Here is a 25,479-nt window from a genome sequence, read left to right as displayed (position 1 = left end):
CCTCCACACGGGCCAGGGACCTGGTCACCGCCGGGGTACGAACGAGGGGCGGCGCCTCCGCACAGGCGCCGCCCCTTCGGGTGCCGGAGCCGCCCGCCACGACGAGGGTCGGGGGTGGCGGGCGACTCCGGTGGTCCGGTTCCGGTCGGTCAGCGGGGGGCGTCCGTCCCCTCGGCCGCCGCCCGGCCGGCCTCCAGTCGGGCCACCGGGATGCGGAACGGCGAGCAGGAGACGTAGTCCAGCCCGACCTGGTGGAAGAAGTGCACCGACTCCGGGTCGCCCCCGTGTTCGCCGCAGACGCCCAGCTTGAGGTCGGGCCGGGTCGCCCGGCCGGCCTCGGCGGCGTTCCGCACCAGCGAGCCCACCCCGTCGCGGTCGATGGTCTCGAAGGGCGAGACCCCGAAGATGCCCTTCTCCAGGTACGCGGTGAAGAAGCTGGCCTCCACGTCGTCCCGGCTGAAGCCCCACACGGTCTGGGTCAGGTCGTTGGTGCCGAAGGAGAAGAAGTCGGCGGACTCGGCGATCTGACCGGCCGTCAGGGCGGCCCGGGGCAGTTCGATCATGGTGCCCAGGGCGAGCTTGAGGTCCACTCCGCGTTCCCGCTGGACCTCGGCGATGACCTGCTCGGCGTCGTCCCGGACGATCTCCAGCTCCTGGACGGTGCCCACCAGCGGGATCATGATCTCCGCGCGGGGGTCGCCCTTGGCCAGCGTGCGGTCCGCCGCCGCCTCGGCGAGGGCGCGCACCTGCATGGTGAACAGTCCCGGGATCACCAGGCCCAGCCGTACCCCGCGCAGGCCCAGCATCGGGTTCTGCTCGTGCAACCGGTGCACCGCCTGGAGCAGCCGCAGGTCGTTCTCGTTGGCGTCCCGACGCGACTCGGCCAGGGCCACCCGTACCGACAGCTCGGTGATGTCCGGCAGGAACTCGTGCAGCGGGGGGTCCAGCAGCCGTACGGTCACCGGCAGGCCGTCCATGGCCTCGAACAGCTCGACGAAGTCGCCCTTCTGGAGCGGCAACAGGGCCTGGAGGGCCTCCTCGCGCTCCTGGTCGGCGTCGGCCAGGATGAGCCGCTCCACCAGTTCGCGGCGCTCCCCGAGGAACATGTGCTCGGTACGGCACAGCCCGATGCCCTGGGCACCGAAGCGGCGGGCCCGGGCGGCGTCCTCGGCGTTGTCGGCGTTGGCCCGCACCCGCAGCCGGCGCATCCGGTCGGCGTACGCCATCATCCGATGCACCGCCTGCACCAGCTCGTCGGCGTCCTCCGCCCCGGCGTGCATCCGGCCCTCGAAGTACTCCACCACCGGGGAGGGCACCACCGGCACCTCGCCGAGGTAGACCCGGCCGCTGGAGCCGTCAATGGAGACCACGTCGCCCTCCTCGACGACCCGGCCCTCGGAGGTGGTCATCCGCCGGCGCTTGGTGTCGACCTCCAGCTCCTCGGCGCCGCAGACACAGGTCTTGCCCATGCCCCGCGCCACCACCGCCGCGTGGGAGGTCTTGCCGCCCCGGCTGGTGAGGATGCCCTCGGCGGCGATCATGCCGTCCAGGTCGTCGGGGTTGGTCTCACGACGGATCAGGATGACCCGTTCCCCGGAACGGGACCACTTGATGGCGGTGTACGAGTCGAAGACCGCCTTGCCCACAGCCGCCCCCGGGGAGGCGGCGATGCCCCAACCGATCGGGGTGGTGGGGGCGTCCAGGTCGAAGCGGGGGAACATCAGCTGGGCCAGCTGGTTGCCGTTGACCCGCTGGAGCGCCTCAGCCTCGTCGATCAGCCCCTGGTCGACCAGCTGGGTGGCGATACGGAAGGCGGCAGCCGCGGTGCGCTTGCCGACCCGGGTCTGGAGCATCCACAGCTTGCCGCGCTCGATGGTGAACTCGATGTCGCACAGGTCCTTGTAGTGCGTCTCCAGGGTTTCCATGATCCGCATCAGGTCGTCGTACGACGCCTTGTCGAGCTTCTCCAGCTCGGCCAGGGGGACGGTGTTGCGGATGCCGGCGACCACGTCCTCGCCCTGGGCGTTCTGCAGGTAGTCGCCGTACACGCCCTGCTGGCCGCTGGCCGGGTCACGGGTGAAGGCGACACCGGTGCCGGAGTCGGGGCCGAGGTTGCCGAAGACCATGGAGCAGATGTTGACGGCGGTGCCCAGGTCGTGGGGGATGCGTTCCTGGCGCCGGTAGAGCTTGGCGCGGTCGCCGTTCCACGAGTCGAAGACCGCGCGGACCGCGAGGTCCATCTGTTCCCGGGGGTCCTGGGGGAAGTCGCGGCCGGTGTGCTCCCGGACGATGCCCTTGAACTGTTCGACCAGGTGCCGGAGTTCGTCGGCCGGCAGGTCCACGTCGGTCGTGGCGCCCTTGGCCTTCTTGGCCTCCTCCAGGGCCTCCTCGAAGAGTTCGCCGTCGACGTCCAGCACGGTCTTGCCGAACATCTGGATCAGGCGGCGGTAGGAGTCCCAGGCGAACCGCTCGTCTCCGGCCTGCGTAGCGAGTCCGTGGACCGACTCGTCGGAGAGCCCGATGTTGAGGACGGTGTCCATCATCCCCGGCATGGAGAACTTGGCGCCGGAGCGTACCGAGACCAGCAGGGGGTCGTCCGGCTGTCCGAGGCGCTTGCCCATGGCGGCCTCCAGGGCCGTCAGGTGCTTGCTGACCTCCTCGCGGAGGGCCGGCGGTTCGGTCCCCGAGTCGAGGTAGACCTTGCACGCCTCGGTGGTGATGGTGAACCCGGGTGGCACCGGGAGACCGAGATTGGTCATCTCGGCGAGGTTGGCCCCCTTACCGCCGAGCAGTTCCTTGAGGTCCTTGTTGCCTTCGGTGAAGTCGTAAACGAACTTCTGGTCGTCTGCTTCTGCTGCGTTCTTCGCGTGAACCGGCACCGGACTCGGCTCCTCATGGACGGCGGCCCTGACGGCGGGGAGCGTACCCAGATCGAAGGCGGGAGGACACGTACGTTGGCATGTCACATGGACGTAACCACCAGTCGGCCGACTGATCGAAAGCGGGATGGCCGACCTTCAACTCCAAGATCGAATACAGGAGTTGAAAACGAAGACCTGGGATTCCGCGCCCTGTATCCCATTGTGTCCCGTGAACCGGCTTTTGCGACTCGAAGAAGGGAAGCCGCCCGCCGCAAAGCCCTGGCGCGCTCCTTGGAGATATAGAGCCCACATGTGAGCGCTCATCCGAGCGCACCCCTGATCAGGGTGGCGAGAATCACGCGCCCCGACGGACGCCCGTCCCGCGATACGGACAGTCGTCCACCCCCGGAACGGCACCCGGTGCCAGGCGAACTCAGCCCCCCGAGGTGTCCAGCTCCGCGTCGCCGCCCACCCGCGCGCAGTCGTGGGGGTCGTCGAGCCAGCCCTCCGGCAGCACCACCCGGTGCCGCCCCGAGGTCCGCCCACGGGGACCGTCCGCACCCACCGGCCAGGGCTGGTCCAGATCCAACTCGCCCAGCAGCTCGGCCATCTCGTCCAGGGAGGAGGCGACCGACAGCCGGCGGCGGGCCTCGGACCCCACCGCGAAGCCCTTGGTGTACCAGGACACGTGCTTGCGGAAGTCCACGACCCCGCGCGTCTCGTCCCCCAGCCACTCCCCCAGCAGCCGCGCGTGGCGCACCATCACCTCGGCGACCTCCTTGAAGCGCGGCCGGTGGAAGTCCTCCTCCCCCCGGCCGTCGAAGGCCGCCACTAGGTCCCCGAACAGCCACGGCCGCCCCAGGCAGCCGCGCCCCACCACCACCCCGTCACAGCCGGTGGCGCGCACCATGCGCAGGGCGTCCTCGGCGGTCCAGATGTCGCCGTTGCCCAGCACCGGGATCTCCGGCACCGCCTCCCGCAGCCGGGCGATGGCCTCCCAGTCGGCCGTGCCCCCGTAGTGCTGGGCGGCGGTACGGCCGTGCAGGGCGATGGCGGAGACACCCTCCTCCACCGCGATCCGGCCGGCGTCCAGGTAGGTCAGGTGGTCGTCGTCGATGCCCTTGCGCATCTTCATGGTCACCGGACGGGAGCCGGCGCCCGCCACCGCCTCGCGGAGGATGGCGCGCAGCAGGGGCCGCTTGTACGGGAGGGCCGAACCACCGCCCTTGCGGGTCACCTTGGGCACCGGGCAGCCGAAGTTGAGGTCGATGTGGTCGGCCAGGTCCTCCTCGGCGATCATGCGGACGGCCTTGCCGACGGTCTCCGGGTCGACCCCGTACAGCTGGAGGGAGCGGGGCCGCTCGCTGGCGTCGAAGTGCACCAGCTGCATGGTCTTCTCGTTCCGCTCCACCAGGGCCCGGGTGGTGATCATCTCGCTGACGAACAGCCCCCGGCCACCGCTGAACTCCCGGCACAGGGTGCGGAACGGGGCGTTGGTGATCCCCGCCATCGGTGCCAGCACCACCGGGGGATCGACGAGGTGGGGACCGATCTTCAGCTGCTGGGTCATACCGGGGTCCTCGGGAGTCGGCTACGGGGGCGGCCGGTGCGGCCGACCCCCCATTGTCCTCGACCGCCGAGGGTGCCCCCAACCGGCCCGGGGCGGCTACCGGGGGCCGACCCGAGGGGTCAACCGCCCTGTTCCACCAGGTCGTTGAGCCGCGTCAGGGCGGCCTCGCTGGCCTCGTCCAGCGGGACGTAGGTGACCAGTCGCACTCCCGGCCGGTCGGCCAGCCACATCGAGGTGTGCTCCACCCGCAGGGTACCGACCTCGGGGTGGAGGAAGTGCTTGTGCGGGGTGCCCCCGCGTACCACCTCGTGCCGCTCCCACAGCTGCCGGAACTCCGCCGACCCCTCCAGACGGGCCAACATCGCCTTCCACGCGGGATCGGTGAGGTGCTCGGCCATGGCGCTGCGGTACTTGGCGGCCATCAGCCGGACCGTGTCCTCCCAGTCGACGATCCGCTCCCGCCACTGGGGGTGGTGGAAGGCCAGCCAGATGCAGTTGCGGTCCTCCCGGGGCACCTGGTCCATGTCGCACAGCAGCCGCCCGTAGACGGGGTTGTAGTGCAGCACGTCGTAACGGGAGTTCTGCACACAGGCGGGGTACGGGGAGAGCCGGCGCACCATGGCCCGTACCGCGCGGGGCATCTCGGTGGCCTCGGCGGTGGGCACCGGGTCGCCACGCTCGGCGAGGGCGAACAGGTGGGCGCGCTCGCTGCGGTCCAGCTTCAGCGCCCGCGCCAGGGCGTCCAGGACCTGTTCGGACACGTGGATGTCCCGGGCCTGTTCCAGCCAGGTGTACCAGGTCACCCCGACCGCGGAGAGCTGGGCCACCTCCTCCCGGCGCAGCCCCGGGGTACGCCGGCGGCGCCCCCGGGGCAGGCCCACCTGTTCCGGGGTGATCCGCTCCCGACGGCTGCGGAGGAAGGCGGCCAGCTCCCGCCGGCGCACCCCGGCCTCGACGGTGTCGGTCTGGGCCGAGGAGTCGACGGGAGGAGTGTGCTCGGCGTTCTCGGTACTCCCGGCGATGGCGGGACGTGGGCTCATGGGACCAGGATGCGGGGTCGCGGATCCGTGTGCCAGGTAGCGCTGGTACCAGGACAAGGACACTCTGGTACCCGTCTGAGCCCGAAGTGAGACTCGACGGCGTGACCGTGACTCGTGACCGAACCCCCACCGCCCCTCCCCCGACCCTTCTGCGCCCGCTGGGCCTGCTGACCCTGCTGCTGGGCGCCGCCCTGCCACTGATCGACTTCTTCGTGGTCAACGTGGCCCTGCCCACCATCGAACGGGACCTGCGTGCCAGCGCCTCCACCCTGGAGATGGTGGTCGCCGGATACGGGGTGGCCTACGCCGTACTCCTGGTACTGGGCGGACGGCTGGGCGACACCTTCGGCCGGCGCCGCCTCTTCCTCTGGGGCACCGCGGGATTCGGGCTGACCTCCCTGGCCTGCGGGCTCGCCCCGGACGCCTGGACGCTGGTGGCGGCCCGGGTCGCCCAGGGGGCCACCGCCGCGCTGATGCTGCCGCAGGTGCTGGCCACCATCCACGCCACCACCCAGGGCCCCCGCCGGGGTCGGGCGCTGGCGCTGTACGGGGCGACCGGGGGAGTCTCCAGCGTGCTGGGGCAGATCCTCGGCGGGGTACTGGTGGCCGCCGACCTGTGGGGCAGCGGCTGGCGCTCCATCTTCCTGATCAACGTGCCGGTGGCCGCCGGCGCCCTGCTGCTGGCCTGGCGCAGCGTGCCCGACAGCCGGGCGGACCGCCCCGGCCGCTCCGACCTGCCGGGCACCCTGCTGCTCACCGCGACCCTGGTGGCCCTGCTGCTGCCCCTGACCGAGGGGCGGGCGGCGGGCTGGCCGGCGTGGTCCTGGGCGCTGCTGCTGTGCGCGCCGTTGGCCGGCTGGGCCTTCCACCGGGTGGAACGTCGTGCCGAACTCCACGGCGGCAGCCCGCTGTTGCCGCCCTCCCTGCTGCGTGAACCGGTACTGCGCAGGGGGCTGGCGTTGGCGGTGCCGATGTTCGTGGGTTTCGGCGGCTTCATGTTCGTCATCGCGATCGCCCTCCAACAGGGCCTGTCGATGGGCCCGTTGGCCTCCGGGATCACCATCGCCCCGATGTGCGCCGCGTTCTTCACCTCCTCGCTGTACGGGCCCCGGGTGGTGGCCGCCGTACTGGGCGCCCTGGGCCGGCGCAGCGACCGGCGCGAGGAGCTGACGGCCGGGGCGCTGGTACAGGGCGCCGGCCTGGTGGTGCTGGGGCTGACCGTGCTGGGCGGCTGGCCCGACCTGGACCCGTGGCGGCTGGCCCCGGGAATGGTGGTGCTGGGTCTCGGGCAGGGGCTCCAGCTGCCCCTGTACTTCCGGCTGATGCTCTCGGGGGTGCCCGCCGGGCGTGCCGGGGCCGGCAGCGGGTTGGCGGTGACCGCCCAGCAGTCGTTCCTGGCCCTGGGGGTCGCCCTGCTGGGCTCGCTGTTCCTGTCCCTGGTGCCCCGACTCGGGGCCCGGGACGCGCTGTTGACGGTGCTGGCCGCGCAACTGTGCGGCAACCTGCTGATGACCCTGCTGGCCTCGCGGTTGCCGGCCCGGGTGGAGGGCTGAGCCCGGGTGCTCCCCGGGTACGCGACCGGGGCCCGGTCTGACGCGCGCTCCGCGTCGGACCGGGCCCCGGTGGGGTGACGTACTCAGCAGCCCAGGAGGCGGCTGGCGAGGTAGCCCTCGATCTGGTCGAGGGAGACCCGCTCCTGCTTCATCGAGTCACGCTCGCGCACCGTGACGGCGTTGTCGTCGAGGGTGTCGAAGTCGATGGTGACGCAGAACGGGGTGCCGATCTCGTCCTGCCGACGGTACCGGCGGCCGATGGCTCCGGCGTCGTCGAACTCGATGTTCCAGTGCTGGCGCAGGGTGGTCGCGATGCCCTTGGCCTTGGGCGACAGCTGGGGGTTGCGGGACAGCGGCAGCACCGCCACCTTCACCGGGGAGAGACGGGGGTCCAGGCGCATCACGATGCGCTTCTCCATCTTGCCCTTGGCGTTGGGCGCCTCGTCCTCGGTGTAGGCGTCCAGCATGAAGGCCAGCATGGCGCGGTTGACGCCGGCCGCCGGCTCGATCACGTAGGGCACCCAGCGCTCGCCGGCCTCCTGGTCCAGGTAGGACAGGTCCTGCCCGGAGGCCTTGGAGTGCGAGGAGAGGTCGTAGTCGGTGCGGTTGGCCACGCCCTCCAGCTCGGAGAACTCGGTGCCACCGAAGTTGAACCGGTACTCGATGTCAGCGGTGCGCTTGGAGTAGTGGGAGAGCTTCTCCCTGGGGTGCTCGTACCAGCGGATGTTCTCCTCCTGCAGGCCCAGACCCCGGTACCAGTTCCAGCGCTCCTCCATCCAGTACTCGTGCCACTTCTCGTCCTCGCCCGGCTTGACGAAGAACTCCATCTCCATCTGCTCGAACTCGCGGGTGCGGAAGATGAAGTTGCCGGGGGTGATCTCGTTGCGGAAGGACTTGCCCATCTGCGCGATGCCGAAGGGCGGCTTCTTCCGCGAAGTCTGCTGCACCGCCGCGAAGTTGGTGAAGATGCCCTGCGCGGTCTCCGGCCGCAGGTACGCCACCGAGCCGCTGTCCTGGGTCGGACCGAGGTGGGTGGCCAGCAGCCCGGAGAACTGCTTGGGCTCGGTGAAGGCGCCCTTGTTGCCGCAGTGCGGGCAGTTGACGTCGGTCAGCCCGGCGGCCGGCGGCCGGCCGTGCTTGGCCTCGTAGGCCTCCTCCAGGTGGTCCGCGCGGAACCGCTTGTGGCAGGAGGTGCACTCGGTCAACGGGTCGGTGAAGGTGGCCACGTGGCCGGAGGCCTCCCAGACCTCCGGGGCCAGGATGACCGAGGAGTCCAGTCCGACGACGTCGTCGCGGGAGGTGACCATGGAGCGCCACCACTGGCGCTTGATGTTCTCCTTCAGTTCGACGCCCAGAGGTCCGTAGTCCCAGGCGGCACGCTGACCGCCGTAGATCTCACTGCAGGGGTAGACGAAGCCACGGCGCTTGCTCAGGCTGACGATGGTGTCGATCTTGTCGGCGGCCACGGTGCTCTCTTCATTTACGACGACGGAATACCTCAGATTACCGAGGTATCCGGGGGCCGGATCAAATCGGATGGCGGCCGTCGTCCGCCCCCGGCTACGGGCCCCGCCTCGGGCTGGCGCGACGGGGTGGCCACCAGCTCCAACCCCCTTGCCGCCAGAGCTGGTTGGGTTCCGGTTCCGGGTGCCGTGACCTGCGACGACCCAGGGGGAACCGGCGCGATCGCGGGGGTGGCGACCGGAGGAGGTCGAGAGGCGACCCGAACCACTCTTTGACAATGATTTCCATTTGGCCGAAAATGGCGGCCATGATGGACGGAAGACGACTGATACCCGCGCTCGCCCTCGCCAGCGCCCTGGGACTGGCGACAGCGGGGCTGACCGGCTGCGCCACCGACGACGACGGACGCACCGGTGACGGGAAGGTCAAGGTCACCGCCGCGTTCTACCCGATGGCCTTCCTCGCCGAGCGGATAGGCGGCGACCACGTCACGGTCACCAACCTCACCAAGCCCGGTGCCGAACCCCACGACCTGGAGCTGAGCCCGAAGCAGACGGGCCAGCTGAGCGAGGCCGGGCTGATCGTCTACCTCAAGGGCATCCAGCCCGCGGTGGACGAGGCGGTACAGCAGTCCGGCGCCGAACACGTCGCCGAGGCCAGCCGTTTCACCAAGCTGGAGGACCACGGCAGCTCCGTCCACGGTCACGACCACGGCGACCACGACGGCGAGGAACACGAGGGCGACAAGCACGAGGACGACCACGGCGACGAGCACAGCGACGACCACGGCGACGAGCACAAGGACGAGAAGGACGGGGACCACGGCGACGGGGAGAAGAAGTCCGAAGAGGACGACCACGGCCACGACCACGACGACGAGGGCGGCCCGGACCCCCATGTCTGGCTGGACCCCGCCAAGTACGCCGAGGTCGCCAAGGGCGTGGGACGGGAGCTGGCCAAGTCCGACCCCGACCACGAGGACGACTACCAGAAGAACACCGACGCCCTGGTGAAGCGCCTACAGAAGCTGGACAAGGAGTTCCGGTCCGGCCTGACCAAGCGGAAGACCAGCACCTTCATCACCACCCACGCCGCCTTCGGCTACCTGGCCGAGCGCTACGGTCTCCACCAGGAGGCGATCTCGGGCATCAGCCCGGAGGCCGAGCCCAGCGCCGCCCGGATGAAGGAACTGCACCGCACGGCGGAGAAGGACAGGGTCAACACCGTGTTCTTCGAGACCCTCGCGAGCGACCGCACCGCCCGGACCCTGGCCAAGGACCTCGACCTGCGGACCGATGTTCTGGACCCCCTGGAGGGTGTGCGGAACCCGAAGAAGGAAGACTACTTCTCGGTGATGCAGAAGAATCTGACCGCGCTGCGCAAGGCGCTGAACGGCGGCTGAGCCCCCACCTCGGCGTTCGGCACGGCAGACCCCACCGGCGGAACCCACGGCAGTACAGCGGCACAGAGAGGGACACAACCTATGGAGCCCGCGGACACAGCTCCCCCCGTCACGCCCCCCGTCGTCGCCCTGCGCGGGGCGAGGGCGACCCTGGGCACCCGGCAGGTGCTGCGGGGCGTGGACCTGACCGTCGGCGCGGGAGGGGTGACCGCGCTGCTGGGCGCCAACGGGTCCGGCAAGTCCACCACCGTGCGTGCGGTGGTCGGACAGGTACCCCTCGACTCGGGTGAACTGGAGCTGTTCGGTACCCCGTTGGCCCGGTTCCGGCAGTGGCAGCGCCTCGGGTACGTACCGCAGCGTTCCACCGCCGCCAGTGGGGTGCCCGCGACCGTACGGGAGGTGGTGTCCTCGGGGCGACTGGCCCGTACCCGGCTGGGGCGCCTGCGCCGGGCCGACCGGCAGGCGGTGCACGGCGCCCTGGAACTGGTCGGCATGGCGGACCGCGCCGGGGACTCGGTCAACGCGCTCTCGGGCGGCCAGCACCAACGGGTGCTGATCGCCCGGGCGCTGGCCGGCGAACCCGAACTGCTCATCATGGACGAGCCGTTGGCCGGCGTGGACCTGGTCAGCCAACGGGTGCTGGCGGACGCCCTGCGCGCCCAGGTGTCCCGGGGAGCGTCGGTACTCCTGGTGCTCCACGAACTGGGACCGCTGGCCGAACTGATCGACCAGTCGGTACTGCTGCGGGACGGCCGGGTGGAACGGGTGGAGGGCACCGTGCACCTGCACGACCACGCCTGCCACCCGCACGGAGAGCACACCTCGGACCAGGTGATCGAGAGCGGGTTGTTGTCATGATCGAGATCCTGGACTACGCCTTCATGCAGCGGGCACTGCTGGCCGCCCTGCTGGTGGGCGTCACCGCCCCCGCCGTGGGCATCTACCTGGTCCAGCGGCGGCAGGCGATCATGGGCGACGGCATCGGACACGTCGCGCTCACCGGCGTCGCCCTGGGGTTCCTGCTCAGCCGCAACCCGGTGTGGATGGCGGTGGTCGTCGCCTCGCTGGGCGCGGTGGCCATGGAGCTGATCCGCTGGTACGGCAAGGCGCGGGGCGACCTGGCGCTGGCCATGCTGTTCTACGGCGGCATGGCGGGCGGGGTGCTGATCATCAACCTCGCCCCGGGCGGCTCCAACGCCAACCTCACCACCTATCTGTTCGGCTCCATCACCACCGTCTCCGTCACCGACCTCACCGCCATCGTGGTGTTGTCGATGGTGGTGCTCGCGGTCACCCTGGGTCTGCGGCGACAGTTGTTCGCGATCTGCCAGGACGAGGAGTTCGCCCGGGTCACCGGCCTGCCGGTACGGGCGCTCAACCTGCTGCTGGCCGTCACCGCCGCGGTCACCGTCACCGTGGCGATGCGGGTGGTGGGGCTGCTGCTGGTGAGCGCGCTGATGGTGATCCCGGTGGCCGCCGCCCAGCAGGCCACCCGGGGGTTCGCCGCGACCCTGGCCCTGTCGGTGGGCTTCGGCGTACTGGTCACCCTCTCCGGCGCGGTCACCTCCTACTACGCCGACGTACCCCCCGGAGCCACCATCGTCCTGCTGGCCCTGGGGCTGTTCCTGCTGGTGTCGCTGCTCGCGGTACCCCTCACCCGCCGACGTGCGCGGGCACGCGGTACGGCCGAGGAGTCCGGCACCCTGGAGACGACGGCGCAGGGCGCCGGGGTCTGACCCCCGGGGGCCGGCGGGCCTGGCAGAATGACGGGCCCGACCCGGCGGGCGGGCCGAGGCGAGACCGCGGCCCCAGCCCGAGGAGCGCCAAGCGAAGGAGGCAACGGTGGTCACCGCAGGTCCCCCGGTACGCGGACGGTCCACACGGCAACGGGCGGCCGTCGCCGCCGCGCTGGCCGAGGTCGAGGAGTTCCGCAGCGCGCAGGAGCTTCACGACATGCTCAAACACCGTGGCGACTCGGTGGGGCTGACCACCGTGTACCGCACCCTCCAGTCCCTGGCGGACGCCGGTGAGGTCGACGTGCTGCGCACCGACGAGGGCGAGGCCGTCTACCGCCGCTGTCACAGCGACGATCACCACCACCACCTGGTCTGCCGGCGCTGCGGGGCGGCGGTGGAGGTGGAGGGCCCGACCGTCGAGGAGTGGGCCGAGTCGGTCGCCCGGGAGCACGGGTTCCAGGACGTGGCCCACACCATCGAGATCTTCGGCACCTGCGCGGAGTGCGCCAAGGAGAGCTGAGCGGGCCGGGGTGAACCGGCCCGCCCGGGTCACCGCCCCGGCCGCGCCTCAGCGGGCCTTGGAGTCGGTGCCGCCGAAACGGCGGTCCCGCTTGGCGTACTCCAGGCAGGCGTCCCAGAGGTTACGGCGGTCGAAGTCCGGCCACAGGATGTCCTGGAACACCATCTCCGCGTAGGCGCTCTGCCAGATCAGGTAGTTGGAGGTGCGCTGTTCCCCGGAGGGGCGCACGAACAGGTCCACGTCCGGCATGTCCGGGTAGTACAGGTGCTTGGCCAGGGTCTTCTCGTCGACCTTGGAGGGGTCCAGGGTGCCGGCGCGGACCGCCTCGGCGACGGCGCGCGCCGCGTCCGCGATCTCCGCGCGGCCACCGTAGTTGACGCAGAAGTAGAGGGTCATCGCGTCGTTGTCCCGGGTCTGCTCCTGGGCGACCTGGAGTTCGCGGACCACCGACTTCCACAGTTTGGGCATCCGTCCCACCCAGCGGATGCGGATGCCCAGCTCGTCCATCTCGTCCCGGCGTCGACGGATCACGTCGCGGTTGAAGTTCATCAGGAAGCGCACCTCCTCCGGGGAGCGCTTCCAGTTCTCGGTGGAGAAGGCGTACAGCGACAGGTTCCGCACACCCATCTCCAGGCAGCCCTTGAGCACGTCGAGCACCACGCCCTCGCCCACCTTGTGGCCCTCGGTACGCGGCAGTCCCCGCTGCTTGGCCCACCGCCCGTTGCCGTCCATCACCACCGCCACATGGCGCGGCACCAGCTCCGGCGGGATCGACGGCGGTCTGGCCCCCGAGGGGTGGGGTTCGGGGGTGACGTACTCGCGACGTCGCGTCGTACGCGTACCGCGACGGGCCATGGGCGCTCCACTCTCCTCGGCGTCGCCCAACGGGGTACCCCGTTGGGGGCACCGGGCAGGCTAGCCGACCAGCGGGGGTACGCCCGCCCCGCCCTGTCGGGCGCCGGCCCGGATCACGGAAACCCCGGAGGTCGCGGGGGCCCGGGTCAGTGCGCCTGGCCGCCGTCGACCGTACGAGCGGAGGGCCGGGGACGCCCGGGCTGGTCGCCCCGGGCGACGAAGCGCAGCGAGCGCAGCCCCCGTTCCAGGTGCCAGTGCAGGTACGCGGACACCAGGCCGCTGCCCTCGCGCACGTGGCGGGACTCGACCGCGTCCGCGTGCCCCCAGTCGCCGGTGAGCAGCGCCCCCAGCAGCCGCAGCGCCTCCGGGGAGGGCACCACGCTGCCGGGCATCCGGCAGTCACCGCACACCGAGCCGCCGGCGGCCACCGAGAAGAAGCGGTGCGGGCCGGGGAGGCCGCACCGCGCGCAGTCGTCGAAGCTGGGGGCGTAGCCGCCGACCGCGAGGGAGCGCAGCAGAAAGGCGTCCAGCACCAGGCCCGGGGCGTGCTCCCCGGCGGCGAGGCTGCGCAGTCCGCCCACCAGCAGCAGGTACTGCTGCACATGGGGTTCGCCCTCGTGGTCGGTGAACCGCTCGGCGGTCTCCAGCATGGCGGTGCCGGCGGTGTAGCGGTCGTAGTCGCTGACGATGCCGCGACCGTAGGGGGCGATGGTCTCGGTCTGGGTGCACAACGGCAGCCCCCGGCCGACCAGTTCGGCGCCCCGGGCGAAGAACTGCACGTCGACGTGGGAGAAGGGCTCCAGCCGGGCACCGAACTTGGACTTGGTGCGGCGCACCCCCCGGGCCACCGCCCGTACCCTGCCGTGGCTCCGGGTGAGCAGGGTGATGATCCGGTCCGCCTCCCCCAGCTTCTGGGTGCGCAGCACGATGCCGTCGTCGCGGAACAGACTCATGGGCCCCATTCTCCACCGGCGTTCTCCACCAGCGGCGCCCCGGCCCGGTGCGGACCGGTCGCCCTCAGGCCCCCTCCCGCAACAGACGGGTGACCAGGTGGCGCTGCGCCTCGCTCAGCCGGGGGTCGGAGCAGTAGGTGGTGTGGCCGTCCACCTCGATCCGGTACGAGAAGCCGTCGGGCACCCCGACGGGCGGTGCCCGGTGCCCTTCGGCCGCGCAGACACGTGCCAGTTCCTCCAGGTCGGTGCGGTCGGGACGGTCGGCGGTCTCCAGGCTGGCCTCCCGACGCCGGCCGGCGAAGCCTCCGGTGCGGACCACGCGGATACGCATCCTGATCCCCTCACTTCCGGTCACCGCCGGTGCGGGCCCCTACCGGTCCGCGGGCGTGACTCCCACCTCCGACCATGCCTTGAGTACCGCCTCGCGTTCCTCCCCGATGCCGTAGCGGGCCTCGGCGGAGGCCACGGTCAGCCGGGCGAAGCGGGCGAAGTCCGCGTCGGGGGCGAGCTGTTCGTGGGTGAGGGTGTCGTACCAGATCCGTCCGGCGCGCTCCCAGGCGTGCCCGCCGAGTTCGAGGGCCAGCCGGTAGAACGCGTGGTTGGGGATGCCGGAGTTGATGTGGACCCCGCCGTTGTCCTCGGTGGTGTCCACGTAGTCGGCCATGGTGGCCGGCTGGGGGTCGCGGCCCAGCGTCCGGTCGTCGTAGGCGGTGCCCGGGGCCTTCAGGGAACGCAGCGCCTCGCCGTTCACCCGCTCGGTGAACAGGCCCTGCCCGATCAGCCAGTCGGCGTCCGAAGCGGTCTGCCCCAGGCCGTACTGCTTGATCAGCGAGCCGAACACGTCGGAGACCGACTCGTTGAGGGCACCGGGCTGGCCGGAGTACTGGAGTCCGGCGGTGTACTGGGTGACCCCGTGGGTGAGTTCGTGGCCGATCACCTCCACCGGCAGCGTGAAGTCCCGGAACACCTCGCCGTCCCCGTCGCCGAAGACCATCCGCTCCCCGTCCCAGAAGGCGTTGGCGTACCGCTGGCCGTAGTGCACCGTCGCGTCCAGGGGCAGGCCTCCGCCGTCCACGGAGTAGCGCGCGTACTCCCCGAGGTACAGCTCGAAGGTGGCGCCCAGCCCGGCGTAGGCGCGGTTCACACTGGCGTCGTCCACCGGTGGCCGCCCCTCGGCGCGCACCCTCTCCCCGGGCAGCACCTCGCTTCCCCCGGCGTCGTGGACCGTGCGGCGCGGCTCCTCACCGTCGCCGGCCACCCGCCCGGTCGGCGCCAGCCCACCCCGAGCGCGGGCGCCCTGGAGCCGGCGGGTGCGCAGCGCGGCGTCGTGGGCGAGGGTGCGCCGGGCGGGGTCGGCCAGCTCCGGGTCCTCCTGGCGGGCCAGCCGGTCCAGCAGATGCGGAGGCACGATGGAGCACAGCACGGGCCGCTGGGGCCGCGACCGCGGTGGGGTACACGGGACGTCGGGGCGCGCGTGGTGTGGGTTCATACCTCGCAATGTGGCACCGGGTGAGGGGCTTGTCACCGCTTGCCTCAGGGATTCACAAAAAAGGGTGCTGTGTCCCCGTTGACGCCCCAGGTGGCCGGCTGGTCGTCCCCGGGCGCCGCCCACAGAGAACTGTTGTGGCGTTCCGCATAGTGATACGGCCTGCCCGGTGCCCTGACCTCCGGTTAGGCTGCCACCATCATGCGAAGCGGACTGCTCCTCCTTAGCCGCCGCGGTGAGGGTCCCCAGTAAGGCCGACCCCCTCCCCGCGGAGTTCGGTGTTGCCGCCGTCGGTCGTTCTCGGAACCGACCTCCACAGGAGCCCAGCGTCATGACTTCCCCGCACGCCTCCACCCCGATCACCTCCGCGACCGTACGGCAGCGCCCCAGCGGGATGCCCGTCCACCGCTACGGCCGTTACGAGGCGGTGGACATCCCCGACCGCACCTGGCCGAACCAGCGGATCACCCAGGCGCCCCGCTGGCTGTCCACCGACCTGCGGGACGGCAACCAGGCACTGATCGACCCGATGTCCCCCGCCCGCAAGCGCACCATGTTCGACCTGCTGGTGAGGATGGGCTACAAGGAGATCGAGGTCGGTTTCCCCTCCTCCGGGCAGACCGACTTCGACTTCGTCCGCTCCATCATCGAGGAGGGGGCGATCCCCGAGGACGTCACCATCTCGGTGCTGACCCAGGCCCGCGAGGAGCTGATCGAGCGCACCGTGGAGTCCCTGCGGGGCGCTCCCCGAGCCACGGTCCACCTGTACAACGCCACCGCCCCGGTCTTCCGCGAGGTGGTCTTCCGGGGCACCCGTGACCAGGTGCGGCAGATCGCGGTGGACGGCACCCAGATGGTGATGGAGTACGCGGACAAGCTGCTGGGCGAGGAGACCGTCTTCGGCTACCAGTACAGCCCCGAGATCTTCACCGACACCGAACTGGACTTCGCCCTGGAGGTCTGCGAGTCGGTGATGGACGTGTGGCAGCCCGAGCCGGGCCGGGAGATCATCCTCAACCTGCCGGCCACCGTGGAGCGTTCCACCCCCTCCACCCACGCCGACCGTTTCGAGTGGATGTCCCGCCACCTGTCCCGGCGCGAGTTCGTGTGCCTGTCCACCCACCCCCACAACGACCGGGGCACGGCGGTGGCCGCCGCCGAGCTGGCCGTGATGGCCGGCGCCGACCGGGTCGAGGGCTGCCTGTTCGGCCAGGGTGAGCGCACCGGCAACGTCGACCTGGTGACCCTGGGGATGAACCTGTTCTCCCAGGGCGTGGACCCGCAGATCGACTTCTCGCAGATCGACGAGGTACGCCGGACCGCCGAGTACTGCAACCAGATGGAGGTCCACCCCCGCCACCCCTACGTCGGTGACCTGGTGTACACCGCCTTCTCCGGCTCCCACCAGGACGCCATCAAGAAGGGCTTCGACGCGCTGGAGGCCAAGGCGGCCGAACGGGGCGAGCCGGTCGGGGAGATCGAGTGGGCGGTGCCCTACCTGCCCATCGACCCCAAGGACGTGGGCCGCACCTACGAGGCGGTGATCCGGGTCAACTCCCAGTCCGGCAAGGGTGGTATCGCCTACGTGCTGAAGGGCGAGCACAACCTGGACCTGCCCCGGCGGATGCAGGTGGAGTTCTCCCGCATCATCCAGGAGCACTCCGACGCCAAGGGCGGCGAGATCACCCCCGAGGAGATCTGGTCGGTCTTCGTCGACGAGTACCTGCCCAACGAGAGCGACCAGCAGGCCAACTGGGGCCGTGTCGCGCTGCGTTCGGTGCACCACTCCACCGCCGACCAGGGCACCGACGCCCTGACCGTGGAGGCGGTGGTCGACGGGACCGACACCGAACTGCGCGGGCGGGGCAACGGCCCGCTGGCCGCGTTCTTCGACGCGTTGAGCGCCATCCAGGTCGACGTACGGCTGCTGGACTACGTGGAGCACACCATGAGCCAGGGCGCCGGCTCCCGGGCCGCCGCGTACATCGAGTGCGCCATCGACGGCCAGGTGCTGTGGGGGGTGGGCATCGACTCCAACATCGTCCGCGCCTCCATCAAGGCCGTCGTCTCGGCCGTCAACCGCGCCCGCAGGTAGTCCCGGGCCAGAGCCCGGCGCGCTCCCGGACCCTGCCGGTCAGCCCACCGGCGACCGGCACCCCGAGCGCGCCGGGCCGCTTCCTGCCCCACCAGGGGTGCTGACGGGAATCGCCCACTGTGGTTAACATCACCGTCACGACGGCAGCGTTGCCGAGGTCACACGGAGGTGCACAGTGGACCGACTCCACCAGCGGAGAGCCGGTAGGGAACCCAGGTTCCGCCTGGCCGGCGTCCGTACCTCCTGGCACACCCTCGACGACGGCGAGTTCTTCTGTCCCGACTGCGGAGGTGACCGCAACTACCGCCGCCGTACCGGCAGTCGACGCGCGGTCCTGCTGGGCCTGCCCCTGGTGCGGCGGGGCACCACCGGCCCGGTCGTCGAGTGCGCGGACTGCCGTCACCACTTCGACGAGCACGCCCTGGAGCGGCCCACCACCGCCCGCCTCGGCGCCATGCTGCGGGACGCGGTGCACACCGTGGCCCTCGTGGTGCTGGCCGCCGGAGACAGCACCGACTCCAGTCCGGTCGCCGCCGCCGTGGAGTCGGTACGCGCCGCCGGCTTCCCGCAGTGCGACGAGGAGCAGCTGATCGCCCTGCTGGCGGCCTTCGACGCGGAGTCCGTCGAGGGGCACGCCGTGGAGGCGGAGCTCCGGGAGACGCTGGCCCCCCTGGCCGAGGAGCTGGCCCTGCCCGGGCGGGAGAACCTGCTGCTGCGCGGAGCCCACATCGCCCTGGCCGACGGCCCCTACCAGCCGGCCGAGGAGCGGGCCCTGGACCTGATCGGTGCCGCCCTCCAGCTTCCCCCGACCGAGGTCGAACGGCTGCTGGCCGCCGCCCGCGCCGTCTCCTGAGCCCGACGCCGACCCGCACCGTAACGCCGACAGCCCCGGCAGCCCCCGGCCGTACGGGTGGACCGGGCGGAGACCCCCGAAGACACGTACGGTGACCGTCTCGTCACCCTCGACCCCTCGCGCGGGCCCGAGGCCCGGGGCCAGCCCCGGAACGGGTCCCGAGACCAGCCGAAACTCCCGCGAGCTTCCCGCCGGCGCGTCGTACTCTGGGTACCCCAGGAGTCCGAGCAGCAGAGAGGGATGAGCTGGCCCAGAGGCCGCCCATGACGCAGACAACCACCACCCACCAGTCCGAGCCCGCGACAGCTCGGTTCTCCGTTCCGCCGAAGCACCCCATGGTCACGGTGCTGGGTTCCGGCGACTCGCTGCTGCGCGTGATCGAGGAAGCGTTCCCCCGTACCGACATCCACGTCCGGGGCAACGAGATCACCGCCACCGGGGAGCCCGCCGAAGTCGCCCTGGTCCAGCGGCTGTTCGACGAGATGATGCTGGTCCTGCGCACCGGTCAGCCGATGACCGAGGACGCGGTCGAGCGCTCCATCGCGATGCTGCGCAACGACGGCGAGGACGGCGCGAACCCGGCCGAGGTGCTCACCCAGAACATCCTGTCCAACCGTGGCCGCACCATCCGGCCCAAGACCCTCAACCAGAAGCGCTACGTCGACGCCATCGACAAGCACACCGTGGTCTTCGGGATCGGACCGGCCGGCACCGGCAAGACCTACCTGGCCATGGCGAAGGCCGTGCAGGCACTCCAGTCCAAGCAGGTCACCCGCATCCTCCTGACCCGCCCCGCGGTGGAGGCCGGAGAGCGGCTGGGCTTCCTGCCCGGCACGCTCTACGAGAAGATCGACCCCTACCTGCGCCCGCTGTACGACGCGCTGCACGACATGCTGGACCCGGACTCCATCCCCCGGCTGATGGCGGCCGGCACCATCGAGGTGGCGCCCCTGGCGTACATGCGCGGCCGGACGCTCAACGACGCCTTCATCATTCTGGACGAGGCGCAGAACACCAATCCCGAGCAGATGAAGATGTTCCTCACCCGGCTGGGGTTCGACTCCAAGATCGTGGTCACCGGGGACGTCACCCAGGTCGACCTGCCCGGGGGCACCAAGAGCGGACTGCGCCAGGTGCAGTCGATCCTGGAGGGCGTGGAGGACGTCCACTTCTCCCGGCTCACCAGCACCGACGTGGTCCGACACAAGCTGGTGGGGCGTATCGTCGACGCCTACGAGAAGTACGACCACCGCAACGGGACCACCGACGGCACGGCTCCACCCGAGAACCCCGGGCCGCAACGGAACGGAAAGCGCTGAGCACGCGACACCATGTCCATCGAGGTCAACAACGAATCCGGCCGCACGGTCGACGAACGGGCGCTGCTGGACGTCGCCCGGTACGCCCTGAACCGTATGCGGATCCACCCCCTGGCCGAGCTGTCCGTGATCGTGGTGGACGCCGACGCCATGGAGCAGCTGCACCGACAGTGGATGGACCTGCCCGGCCCCACTGACGTGATGTCCTTCCCGATGGACGAGCTACGGCCGCCCAGCAAGGACGAGGAGGAGCCCCCCCAGGGCCTGCTGGGCGACATCGTGCTCTGCCCCGAGGTCGCCGAACGCCAGGGGGCGGCGGCACCCACCCAGCACTCCATGGACGAGGAACTGCACCTGCTCACCGTGCACGGGGTGTTGCACCTGTTGGGATACGACCACGAGGAGCCCTCCGAGAAGGCCGAGATGTTCGGCCTCCAGGCGGCGATCGTCGAGGGCTGGCGCGCGGAGCAGGGCCTGGAGGGCCCCTCCCCGGCACCCACCACGGTCTCGTGATCGGGGAACTGATCGCCTACGCGGTCGCCCTGGTGGTGGTGGCGTGGTTGGCGGCCTGTGCCGAGGCGGGCCTGGCCCGCACCACCAGCTTCCGCGCCGAGGAGGCGGTACGCCAGGGCCGACGGGGCAGCTCCCGGCTGGCGGCGGTCGCCGCCGACCCCACCCGGTACCTCAACCTGGCGTTGCTGCTGCGGGTGTCCTGCGAGATGGCCGCCGGGGTGCTGGTCACCTACGCCTGCCTGCGCCACTTCGACCTCACCTGGGAGGCGCTCACCGTCGCCATCACGGTGATGGTCCTGGTGTCCTACGTGGCCGTCGGGGTCTCCCCCCGCACCATCGGACGCCAGCACCCCCTGAACACGGCCACCGCCGCCGCCTACGTACTCCTGCCCCTGGCCCGGGTGTTGGGCCCGCTGCCCCAGCTGCTGATCCTGCTGGGCAACGCCCTCACCCCCGGCAAGGGCTTCCGCAAGGGCCCGTTCGCCTCCGAGTCGGAGCTGCGGGCCATGGTCGACCTCGCCGAGCAGGAGCAGCTGATCGAGGACGAGGAGCGCCGGATGGTGCACTCGGTCTTCCAGCTGGGCGACACCCTCGCCCGGGAGGTGATGGTCCCCCGTACCGACCTGGTGACCGTGGAGCGGTTCAGGACCATCCGGCAGGCGCTCACGCTGGCACTGCGGTCGGGCTTCTCCCGTATCCCGGTGGTCGGGGAGAACGAGGACGACGTGCTCGGCATCGTTTACCTCAAGGACCTGGCCCGCAAGGTCCACATCAGCCGGGAGGTGGAGGGCGAGCCGGTGTCCACGGCCATGCGGCCCGCGGTCTTCGTTCCCGACACCAAGAACGCCGGCGAACTCCTGCGGGAGATGCAGCGCGACCGTAACCACGTGGCCGTGGTGATCGACGAGTACGGCGGCATGGCCGGGATCGTCACCATCGAGGACATCCTGGAGGAGATCGTCGGCGAGATCACCGACGAGTACGACCGCGAGCTGCCCCCGGTGGAGGAACTGGACGAGGGCGACTACCGGGTGACCGCCCGCCTCGACCTGGGCGACCTGGGCGAACTGTTCGGCCTGGAGCTGGACGACGAGGACGTGGAGACCGTCGGCGGGCTGCTGGCCAAGTCGCTGGGCCGGGTGCCCATCGCCGGCGCCAGCACCACGGTGGACGTCTCCGACACCGCCGGGGCGGACGACGGACTGGTCGGACTGCGGCTGACGGCCGAGGCGGCCGGTGGGCGCCGGAACAAGATCGTGACCGTGCTGGTGGAGCCGGTACGGCAGACCGCCGAGGCGGAGGCCGGGGCCGAGCCGGCCTGACCCCCGCCCGGTACCGGACGGCTGCCCGGTGGCCGTCGGTGGCCGGCCCGTATGCTCGGCCGCATGACTGAGCTGACGCCGGACGACGAGGACCGCAAGCTGGTGACCCTCGCCCGCAGCGCCCGGGCCCGCAACGGCGCCGCCGAGGGCGCGGCGGTACGCGACGGGACCGGTCGCACCTACGTGGCCAGCACGGTGGCCCTGGAGTCGCTGAGCCTCAGCGCGCTGCGCGCGGCGGTGGTGATGGCGGTCGCCTCGGGAGCCGAGTCCCTGGAGGCGGCGGCCGTGGTCACCAGGCTCCCGGCCCCGGTGGCGGAGGACCTGGTGGCGGTGGCCGAACTGGGAGGCCCGGACACCCCGGTGTGGCTGGCCTCGCTGAACGGCGAACCCCAGGGCCGGTACCGGGCCGGCTGAGGCGGCTACCGGGTGGGTGGTCCGGGTCATCCGTCCGGGTCAGGGAGAATGGGGCCCATGAACGCACCCGCTGTCCCCCCGGAACTGGACGGTCCGCACCGTTCGGGCTTCGCCAGCTTCGTCGGCCGCCCCAACGCCGGCAAGTCCACGCTCACCAACGCCCTGGTGGGCACCAAGGTCGCGATCACCTCCAACCGTCCACAGACCACCCGGCACACCATCCGGGGCATCGTGCACCGCCCGGAGGCCCAGTTGGTCCTGGTGGACACCCCGGGGCTGCACAAGCCGCGCACCCTGCTCGGGGAGCGGCTCAACGACGTGGTGCGCACCACCTGGTCCGAGGTGGACGTCATCGGCTTCTGCCTGCCGGCGGACCAGAAGCTGGGGCCGGGTGACCGCTTCATCGCCGGGGAGCTGGCGGAGCTGCGGAAGACCCCCAAAGTGGCGGTGGTGACCAAGACCGACCTGGTCGACTCCCGCGCCCTGGCCGAACAGCTGCTGGCGGTGGACCAGATGGGCAAGCGGCTGGGCATCGAGTGGGCCGAGGTGGTGCCGGTCTCTGCGGTGGCCTCCCAGCAGGTGGACCTGCTGCGTGACCTGCTGACCGCCATGCTGCCGGAGGGTCCGCCGCTCTACCCGGACGGGGAGCTGACCGACGAGCCGGAGCAGGTGATGGTGGCCGAACTGATCCGGGAGGCCGCCCTGGAGGGAGTACGGGACGAGCTGCCGCACTCCATCGCGGTGGTGGTCGAGGAGATGCTGCCCCGACCGGACCGGCCGGCGGAGAAGCCGTTGCTGGACATCCACGCCAACGTCTTCATCGAGCGGCCGAGCCAGAAGGGCATCGTGATCGGGCCCAAGGGGCAGCGGCTGAAGCAGGTCGGTGTGAAGTCCCGTCAGCAGATCGAGGCCCTGCTGGGCACCCCGGTCTACCTGGACCTGCACGTGAAGGTGGCCAAGGACTGGCAGCGGGACCCCAAGCAGCTGCGCAAGCTGGGTTTCTGACCCGGCCTCAGGTCCGTTTGGGCACCGGCACCCGTGCCAGGTCCCGGGCCACGGTCAGCTCGCCCCGGTAGCCGGCGGCCCGGGCCTGCCGGGCGAAGGGGCTGGCCTCCCCCGGCTGGTCGACGTCCTGGTAGCGCTGGCTGAAGTGGGTCAGCACCAGGTGCCGCACCCCGCACTCGGCGGCCACCCGGCCGGCCTGTCCGGCGGTGAGGTGCCCGTGGTCCTCGGCGAGCCGCAGGTCCGCGTCCAGGAAGGTCGACTCGATCACCAACAGGTCGCAGCCCTCGGCGAGTTCGTACACCGCCGGGCACAGCCGGGTGTCCATCACGAAGGCGAAGCGCTGTCCCGGCCGGGGGGCGCTGACCTGTTCCAGGCTGACGCCCCGTACCTGTCCCTCGCGCTGGAGGCGGCCGATGTCCGGCCCCCGGATACCGGCCTCGGCCAGCCGCTCGGGCAGCATCCGCCGGCTGTCCGGCTCCACCAGCCGGTAGCCGAAGGCCTCCACCGGATGGGACAGCTTCCGGGCGCTGAGGGTGTAGCCGGGGGTGGCCTCCAGGACGCCGGACTCGTGGACGGGCCGCTCGGTGACGCCCACGGTCTCCCGGTACGCCGTGGCGTACCGCAGCCGTGTGAAGTACCGCTGCCCGCTGGCCGGGTAGTGGGCCTGGACCGGGTGGGGCACCCGGTCCAGGTTGATCCGTTGGATCACCCCGGCCAGGCCCAGCGAGTGGTCCCCGTGGAAGTGGGTGACGCACAGCCGGTTGAGGTCGTGCGCGGCCACCCGGGCGCGCAGCATCTGCCGCTGGGTGCCCTCCCCGGGGTCGAACAGCAGCCCCTCCCCGTCCCACAGCAGTACGTAGCCGTTGTGGTTGCGGTGGCGGGTGGGGACCTGGCTGGCGGTGCCCAGCACCACCAACTCCCGTACGGACATCGACCGTCAGCCAGGGGGCCAGTTGAGGCCACGGCCACCCAGCACGTGGGCGTGCACGTGGAAGACCGTCTGGCCGGCGCCGGCGCCGGTGTTGAAGATGACGCGGTACCCGGTGCCGGGCCCGCCCTCCTGTACGGCGACCTTCTCCTGTTCGGCCACCGCCCCGGCCTCGCTCAGGATCTGGGCGGCCAGCTCGGGCGCCTCGTTCGCCAGGGAGGCGGCGTCCGGGTAGTGGGCGCGGGGGATCACCAGGACGTGGGTGGGCGCCTGTGGGTTGATGTCCCTGAACGCCAGGGTGGTGTCGGTCTCCCGCACCACGGTGGCCGGCACCTCGCCGGCGACGATCTTGCAGAACAGGCAGTCGGTCTGAGCTTCTCCAGGCATGACAGGATGCTACCGGCCCTCACACCCCCGAGGCCGACGGGTCGTTCAGCCGGCCAACCGCTCACGGGCCAGGGAGATCTCACCGGTGAGCGTCGCCATCAGTTCGGCCGCCGGCATCTCCCGCACCAGGCGGTGCCCCTGCCCCGCCCACAGGGCCATCCCCTGCGCGTCGCCCGCCTGCGCCGCCGCCTTGCGCAGACCGGCGGTGAGGTAGTGGACCTGGGGGAAGGCGGCCGGGGCGTACGGTCCGTGCTCCCGTACGAAGCGGTTGACCAGGCCACGGGCCGGCCGGCCGCTGAACGCCCGGGTCAGCGCGGTGTGGGTGTAGAGCGGGTCGGACAGGGCCCGCTTGTGCAACGGCGAGGCACCGGACTCGGGGCAGGCCAGGAAGGCCGTGCCCAACTGGGCGGCCTGGGCGCCGGCCACCAGCGCCCCGGCGATCTGCGACCCGGTCATCAGCCCACCGGCCGCCACCAGGGGCAGCGCCACCGCCTCCCGTAGCCGCCCCAGCAGGGTCAGCAGCCCCAACTGGGCGCTGTTGCCGTCCTGTTGGGGGTCGTCACGGTGGCTGGACTGGTGGCCACCGGCCTCCACCCCCTGGGCGCACACCGCGTCCGCGCCGGCCTGCTCGGCCGCCCTCGCCTCCGCCACCGTGGTCACGGTGACCACGGTGAGGGTGCCCATCCGTCGGAAGCGGCTGAGTACGTTGGCGCTGGGGCAGCCGAAGGTGAACGAGACCAGGGGTACCGGGTCGGCGTAGAGGATGGCCAGCTTGCCGTCGTAGGCGTCGTCGGTGCCCAGGTCGACGTCACCGAGCCGGGTCTCGTACCAGGCGGCCTCGCCGGCCAGTTGGTCCCGGTAGACCGACAGGGCCGCAGCGTCGGCGTTGTCCGGCTGCGGCAGGAAGAGGTTGACGCCGAAGGGGCGCCGGGTCAGCCTGCGGACGGCACGGATCTCCTCGTACATCGCCTCCGGCGTCTTGTAGCCGGCCGCCAGCGAACCCAGCCCTCCGGCCTCGCTCACCGCCGCCACCAACGCGGGCGTGGAGACACCACCCGCCATCGGCGCCTGGACGATCGGGTGTTCCGTCAGCTGCGCGAAGGAGGCGAGTGGTGGCGACATGGCTCCCGAGTGTATAGACGACACGGCGCCGTGCTGAGGGGGCGGAAGTCACCAGTCCGTGGGGAAAGTGGGGATGGACCA

The 25,479-nt window shown here is 71.2% G+C and carries 23 protein-coding genes; 12 read left to right on the top strand and 11 right to left on the bottom strand.

Translation table 11 applies throughout. The features are described from left to right. Positions 1-149: 149 nt before the first annotated feature. From ppdK to ABZT14_RS04515, 3 genes are all read right to left on the bottom strand, one after another. Complete coding sequence (gene ppdK / locus ABZT14_RS04525; protein ID WP_356296768.1) at positions 150-2,879, bottom strand: pyruvate, phosphate dikinase; 2,730 nt, start codon at positions 2,877-2,879, stop codon at positions 150-152. A 415-nt stretch (positions 2,880-3,294) separates the two neighbouring features. Then, positions 3,295-4,431 carry a tRNA dihydrouridine synthase DusB gene (gene dusB / locus ABZT14_RS04520; RefSeq protein ID WP_356296764.1) on the bottom strand — a complete coding sequence of 379 codons (1,137 nt, stop codon included), beginning with the start codon at positions 4,429-4,431 and terminating at the stop codon, positions 3,295-3,297. Between the two features lie 119 nt (positions 4,432-4,550). After that, positions 4,551-5,471: a helix-turn-helix transcriptional regulator gene (locus tag ABZT14_RS04515; protein ID WP_356296762.1), complete on the bottom strand. Its 921-nt coding sequence runs from the start codon at positions 5,469-5,471 to the stop codon at positions 4,551-4,553. Positions 5,472-5,572: 101 nt separating this feature from the next. Here ABZT14_RS04515 and ABZT14_RS04510 point away from each other — a divergent pair, with 101 nt between their 5' ends. Beyond that, positions 5,573-7,024 (top strand): MFS transporter, encoded by a 1,452-nt coding sequence (locus tag ABZT14_RS04510; protein ID WP_356296759.1) that lies wholly within the window; start codon positions 5,573-5,575, stop codon positions 7,022-7,024. An 83-nt stretch (positions 7,025-7,107) separates the two neighbouring features. Here the strand turns inward: ABZT14_RS04510 and ABZT14_RS04505 are convergent, their stop codons facing one another. Continuing rightward, entirely contained in the window at positions 7,108-8,490 is a 1,383-nt protein-coding gene (locus ABZT14_RS04505; RefSeq protein WP_356296756.1) for a glycine--tRNA ligase, read from the bottom strand. A gap of 308 nt (positions 8,491-8,798) precedes the next feature. On the opposite strand from ABZT14_RS04505, the gene ABZT14_RS04500 reads away from it, so the two are divergent. The 4 genes from ABZT14_RS04500 (at position 8,799) to ABZT14_RS04485 (ending at position 12,146) form a co-directional block, all read left to right on the top strand. After that, positions 8,799-9,890, top strand: coding sequence for a metal ABC transporter substrate-binding protein (locus ABZT14_RS04500; RefSeq protein ID WP_356297081.1), 1,092 nt, complete (start codon positions 8,799-8,801; stop codon positions 9,888-9,890). 81 nt (positions 9,891-9,971) lie between these two features. After that, a complete protein-coding gene (locus tag ABZT14_RS04495; protein WP_356296753.1) occupies positions 9,972-10,748 on the top strand; it encodes a metal ABC transporter ATP-binding protein in 777 nt (258 codons plus the stop codon). Beyond that, positions 10,745-11,626 (top strand): metal ABC transporter permease, encoded by an 882-nt coding sequence (locus ABZT14_RS04490; protein ID WP_356296750.1) that lies wholly within the window; start codon positions 10,745-10,747, stop codon positions 11,624-11,626. Before ABZT14_RS04495 ends, ABZT14_RS04490 begins: the two co-directional genes overlap by 4 nt. A 106-nt stretch (positions 11,627-11,732) precedes the next feature. Further along, the gene (locus tag ABZT14_RS04485) at positions 11,733-12,146 is read left to right on the top strand and encodes a transcriptional repressor (protein WP_356296747.1); all 414 of its coding nucleotides are present in this window, start codon (positions 11,733-11,735) and stop codon (positions 12,144-12,146) included. Between the two features lie 48 nt (positions 12,147-12,194). On the opposite strand, the gene ABZT14_RS04480 is transcribed toward ABZT14_RS04485, so the two are convergent. The 4 genes from ABZT14_RS04480 to ABZT14_RS04465 form a co-directional block, all read right to left on the bottom strand. Beyond that, on the bottom strand, positions 12,195-13,001 hold the full coding sequence (locus ABZT14_RS04480) for an isoprenyl transferase (RefSeq protein ID WP_356296745.1): 807 nt from the start codon (positions 12,999-13,001) through the stop codon (positions 12,195-12,197). Positions 13,002-13,147: 146 nt separating this feature from the next. Further along, a complete protein-coding gene (gene recO, locus ABZT14_RS04475; RefSeq protein WP_356296742.1) occupies positions 13,148-13,954 on the bottom strand; it encodes a DNA repair protein RecO in 807 nt (268 codons plus the stop codon). A 64-nt stretch (positions 13,955-14,018) separates the two neighbouring features. Beyond that, positions 14,019-14,285 (bottom strand): protealysin inhibitor emfourin, encoded by a 267-nt coding sequence (locus ABZT14_RS04470; RefSeq protein ID WP_356296739.1) that lies wholly within the window; start codon positions 14,283-14,285, stop codon positions 14,019-14,021. A gap of 39 nt (positions 14,286-14,324) precedes the next feature. Then, a complete protein-coding gene (locus ABZT14_RS04465; RefSeq protein WP_356296736.1) occupies positions 14,325-15,443 on the bottom strand; it encodes a M4 family metallopeptidase in 1,119 nt (372 codons plus the stop codon). Positions 15,444-15,771: 328 nt separating this feature from the next. Between ABZT14_RS04465 and leuA the strand changes: the two genes are divergently transcribed. From leuA to era, 7 genes are all read left to right on the top strand, one after another. Then, positions 15,772-17,535 (top strand): 2-isopropylmalate synthase, encoded by a 1,764-nt coding sequence (gene leuA, locus ABZT14_RS04460; RefSeq protein WP_356296733.1) that lies wholly within the window; start codon positions 15,772-15,774, stop codon positions 17,533-17,535. A 175-nt stretch (positions 17,536-17,710) separates the two neighbouring features. Beyond that, entirely contained in the window at positions 17,711-18,388 is a 678-nt protein-coding gene (locus ABZT14_RS04455) for a TerB family tellurite resistance protein (RefSeq protein ID WP_356296729.1), read from the top strand. A 263-nt stretch (positions 18,389-18,651) separates the two neighbouring features. After that, positions 18,652-19,707 (top strand): PhoH family protein, encoded by a 1,056-nt coding sequence (locus tag ABZT14_RS04450; protein WP_356296726.1) that lies wholly within the window; start codon positions 18,652-18,654, stop codon positions 19,705-19,707. A gap of 12 nt (positions 19,708-19,719) precedes the next feature. Next, positions 19,720-20,220 carry an rRNA maturation RNase YbeY gene (gene ybeY, locus ABZT14_RS04445; RefSeq protein WP_356296723.1) on the top strand — a complete coding sequence of 167 codons (501 nt, stop codon included), beginning with the start codon at positions 19,720-19,722 and terminating at the stop codon, positions 20,218-20,220. Beyond that, positions 20,217-21,542, top strand: a complete 1,326-nt coding sequence (locus ABZT14_RS04440) for a hemolysin family protein (RefSeq protein WP_356296720.1) — start codon at positions 20,217-20,219, stop codon at positions 21,540-21,542. The genes ybeY and ABZT14_RS04440 overlap by 4 nt, the downstream gene beginning before the upstream one ends. Before the next feature lie 63 nt (positions 21,543-21,605). Continuing rightward, positions 21,606-21,956 (top strand): cytidine deaminase, encoded by a 351-nt coding sequence (locus ABZT14_RS04435; RefSeq protein ID WP_356296718.1) that lies wholly within the window; start codon positions 21,606-21,608, stop codon positions 21,954-21,956. Between the two features lie 57 nt (positions 21,957-22,013). Continuing rightward, a complete protein-coding gene (gene era, locus ABZT14_RS04430) occupies positions 22,014-22,961 on the top strand; it encodes a GTPase Era (RefSeq protein WP_356296715.1) in 948 nt (315 codons plus the stop codon). Between the two features lie 7 nt (positions 22,962-22,968). On the opposite strand, the gene ABZT14_RS04425 is transcribed toward era, so the two are convergent. From ABZT14_RS04425 to ABZT14_RS04415, 3 genes are read right to left on the bottom strand one after another with little or no spacing between them, the layout of a single operon-like run. Beyond that, a complete protein-coding gene (locus ABZT14_RS04425) occupies positions 22,969-23,892 on the bottom strand; it encodes a ribonuclease Z (RefSeq protein ID WP_356296713.1) in 924 nt (307 codons plus the stop codon). Between the two features lie 6 nt (positions 23,893-23,898). Beyond that, a complete protein-coding gene (locus ABZT14_RS04420) occupies positions 23,899-24,276 on the bottom strand; it encodes a histidine triad nucleotide-binding protein (RefSeq protein WP_356296710.1) in 378 nt (125 codons plus the stop codon). Between the two features lie 45 nt (positions 24,277-24,321). Next, positions 24,322-25,398 carry a nitronate monooxygenase gene (locus ABZT14_RS04415; RefSeq protein WP_356296707.1) on the bottom strand — a complete coding sequence of 359 codons (1,077 nt, stop codon included), beginning with the start codon at positions 25,396-25,398 and terminating at the stop codon, positions 24,322-24,324. Between the last annotated feature and the right edge of the window lie 81 nt (positions 25,399-25,479).

The organism is Streptomyces sp. NPDC005438 (assembly GCF_040606315.1).
Taxonomy (GTDB): Bacteria; Actinomycetota; Actinomycetes; order Streptomycetales; family Streptomycetaceae; genus Streptomyces.
The sequence above is the reverse complement of the archived record's forward strand: the minus strand, read 5'-3'. Positions and strand labels throughout refer to the sequence as shown.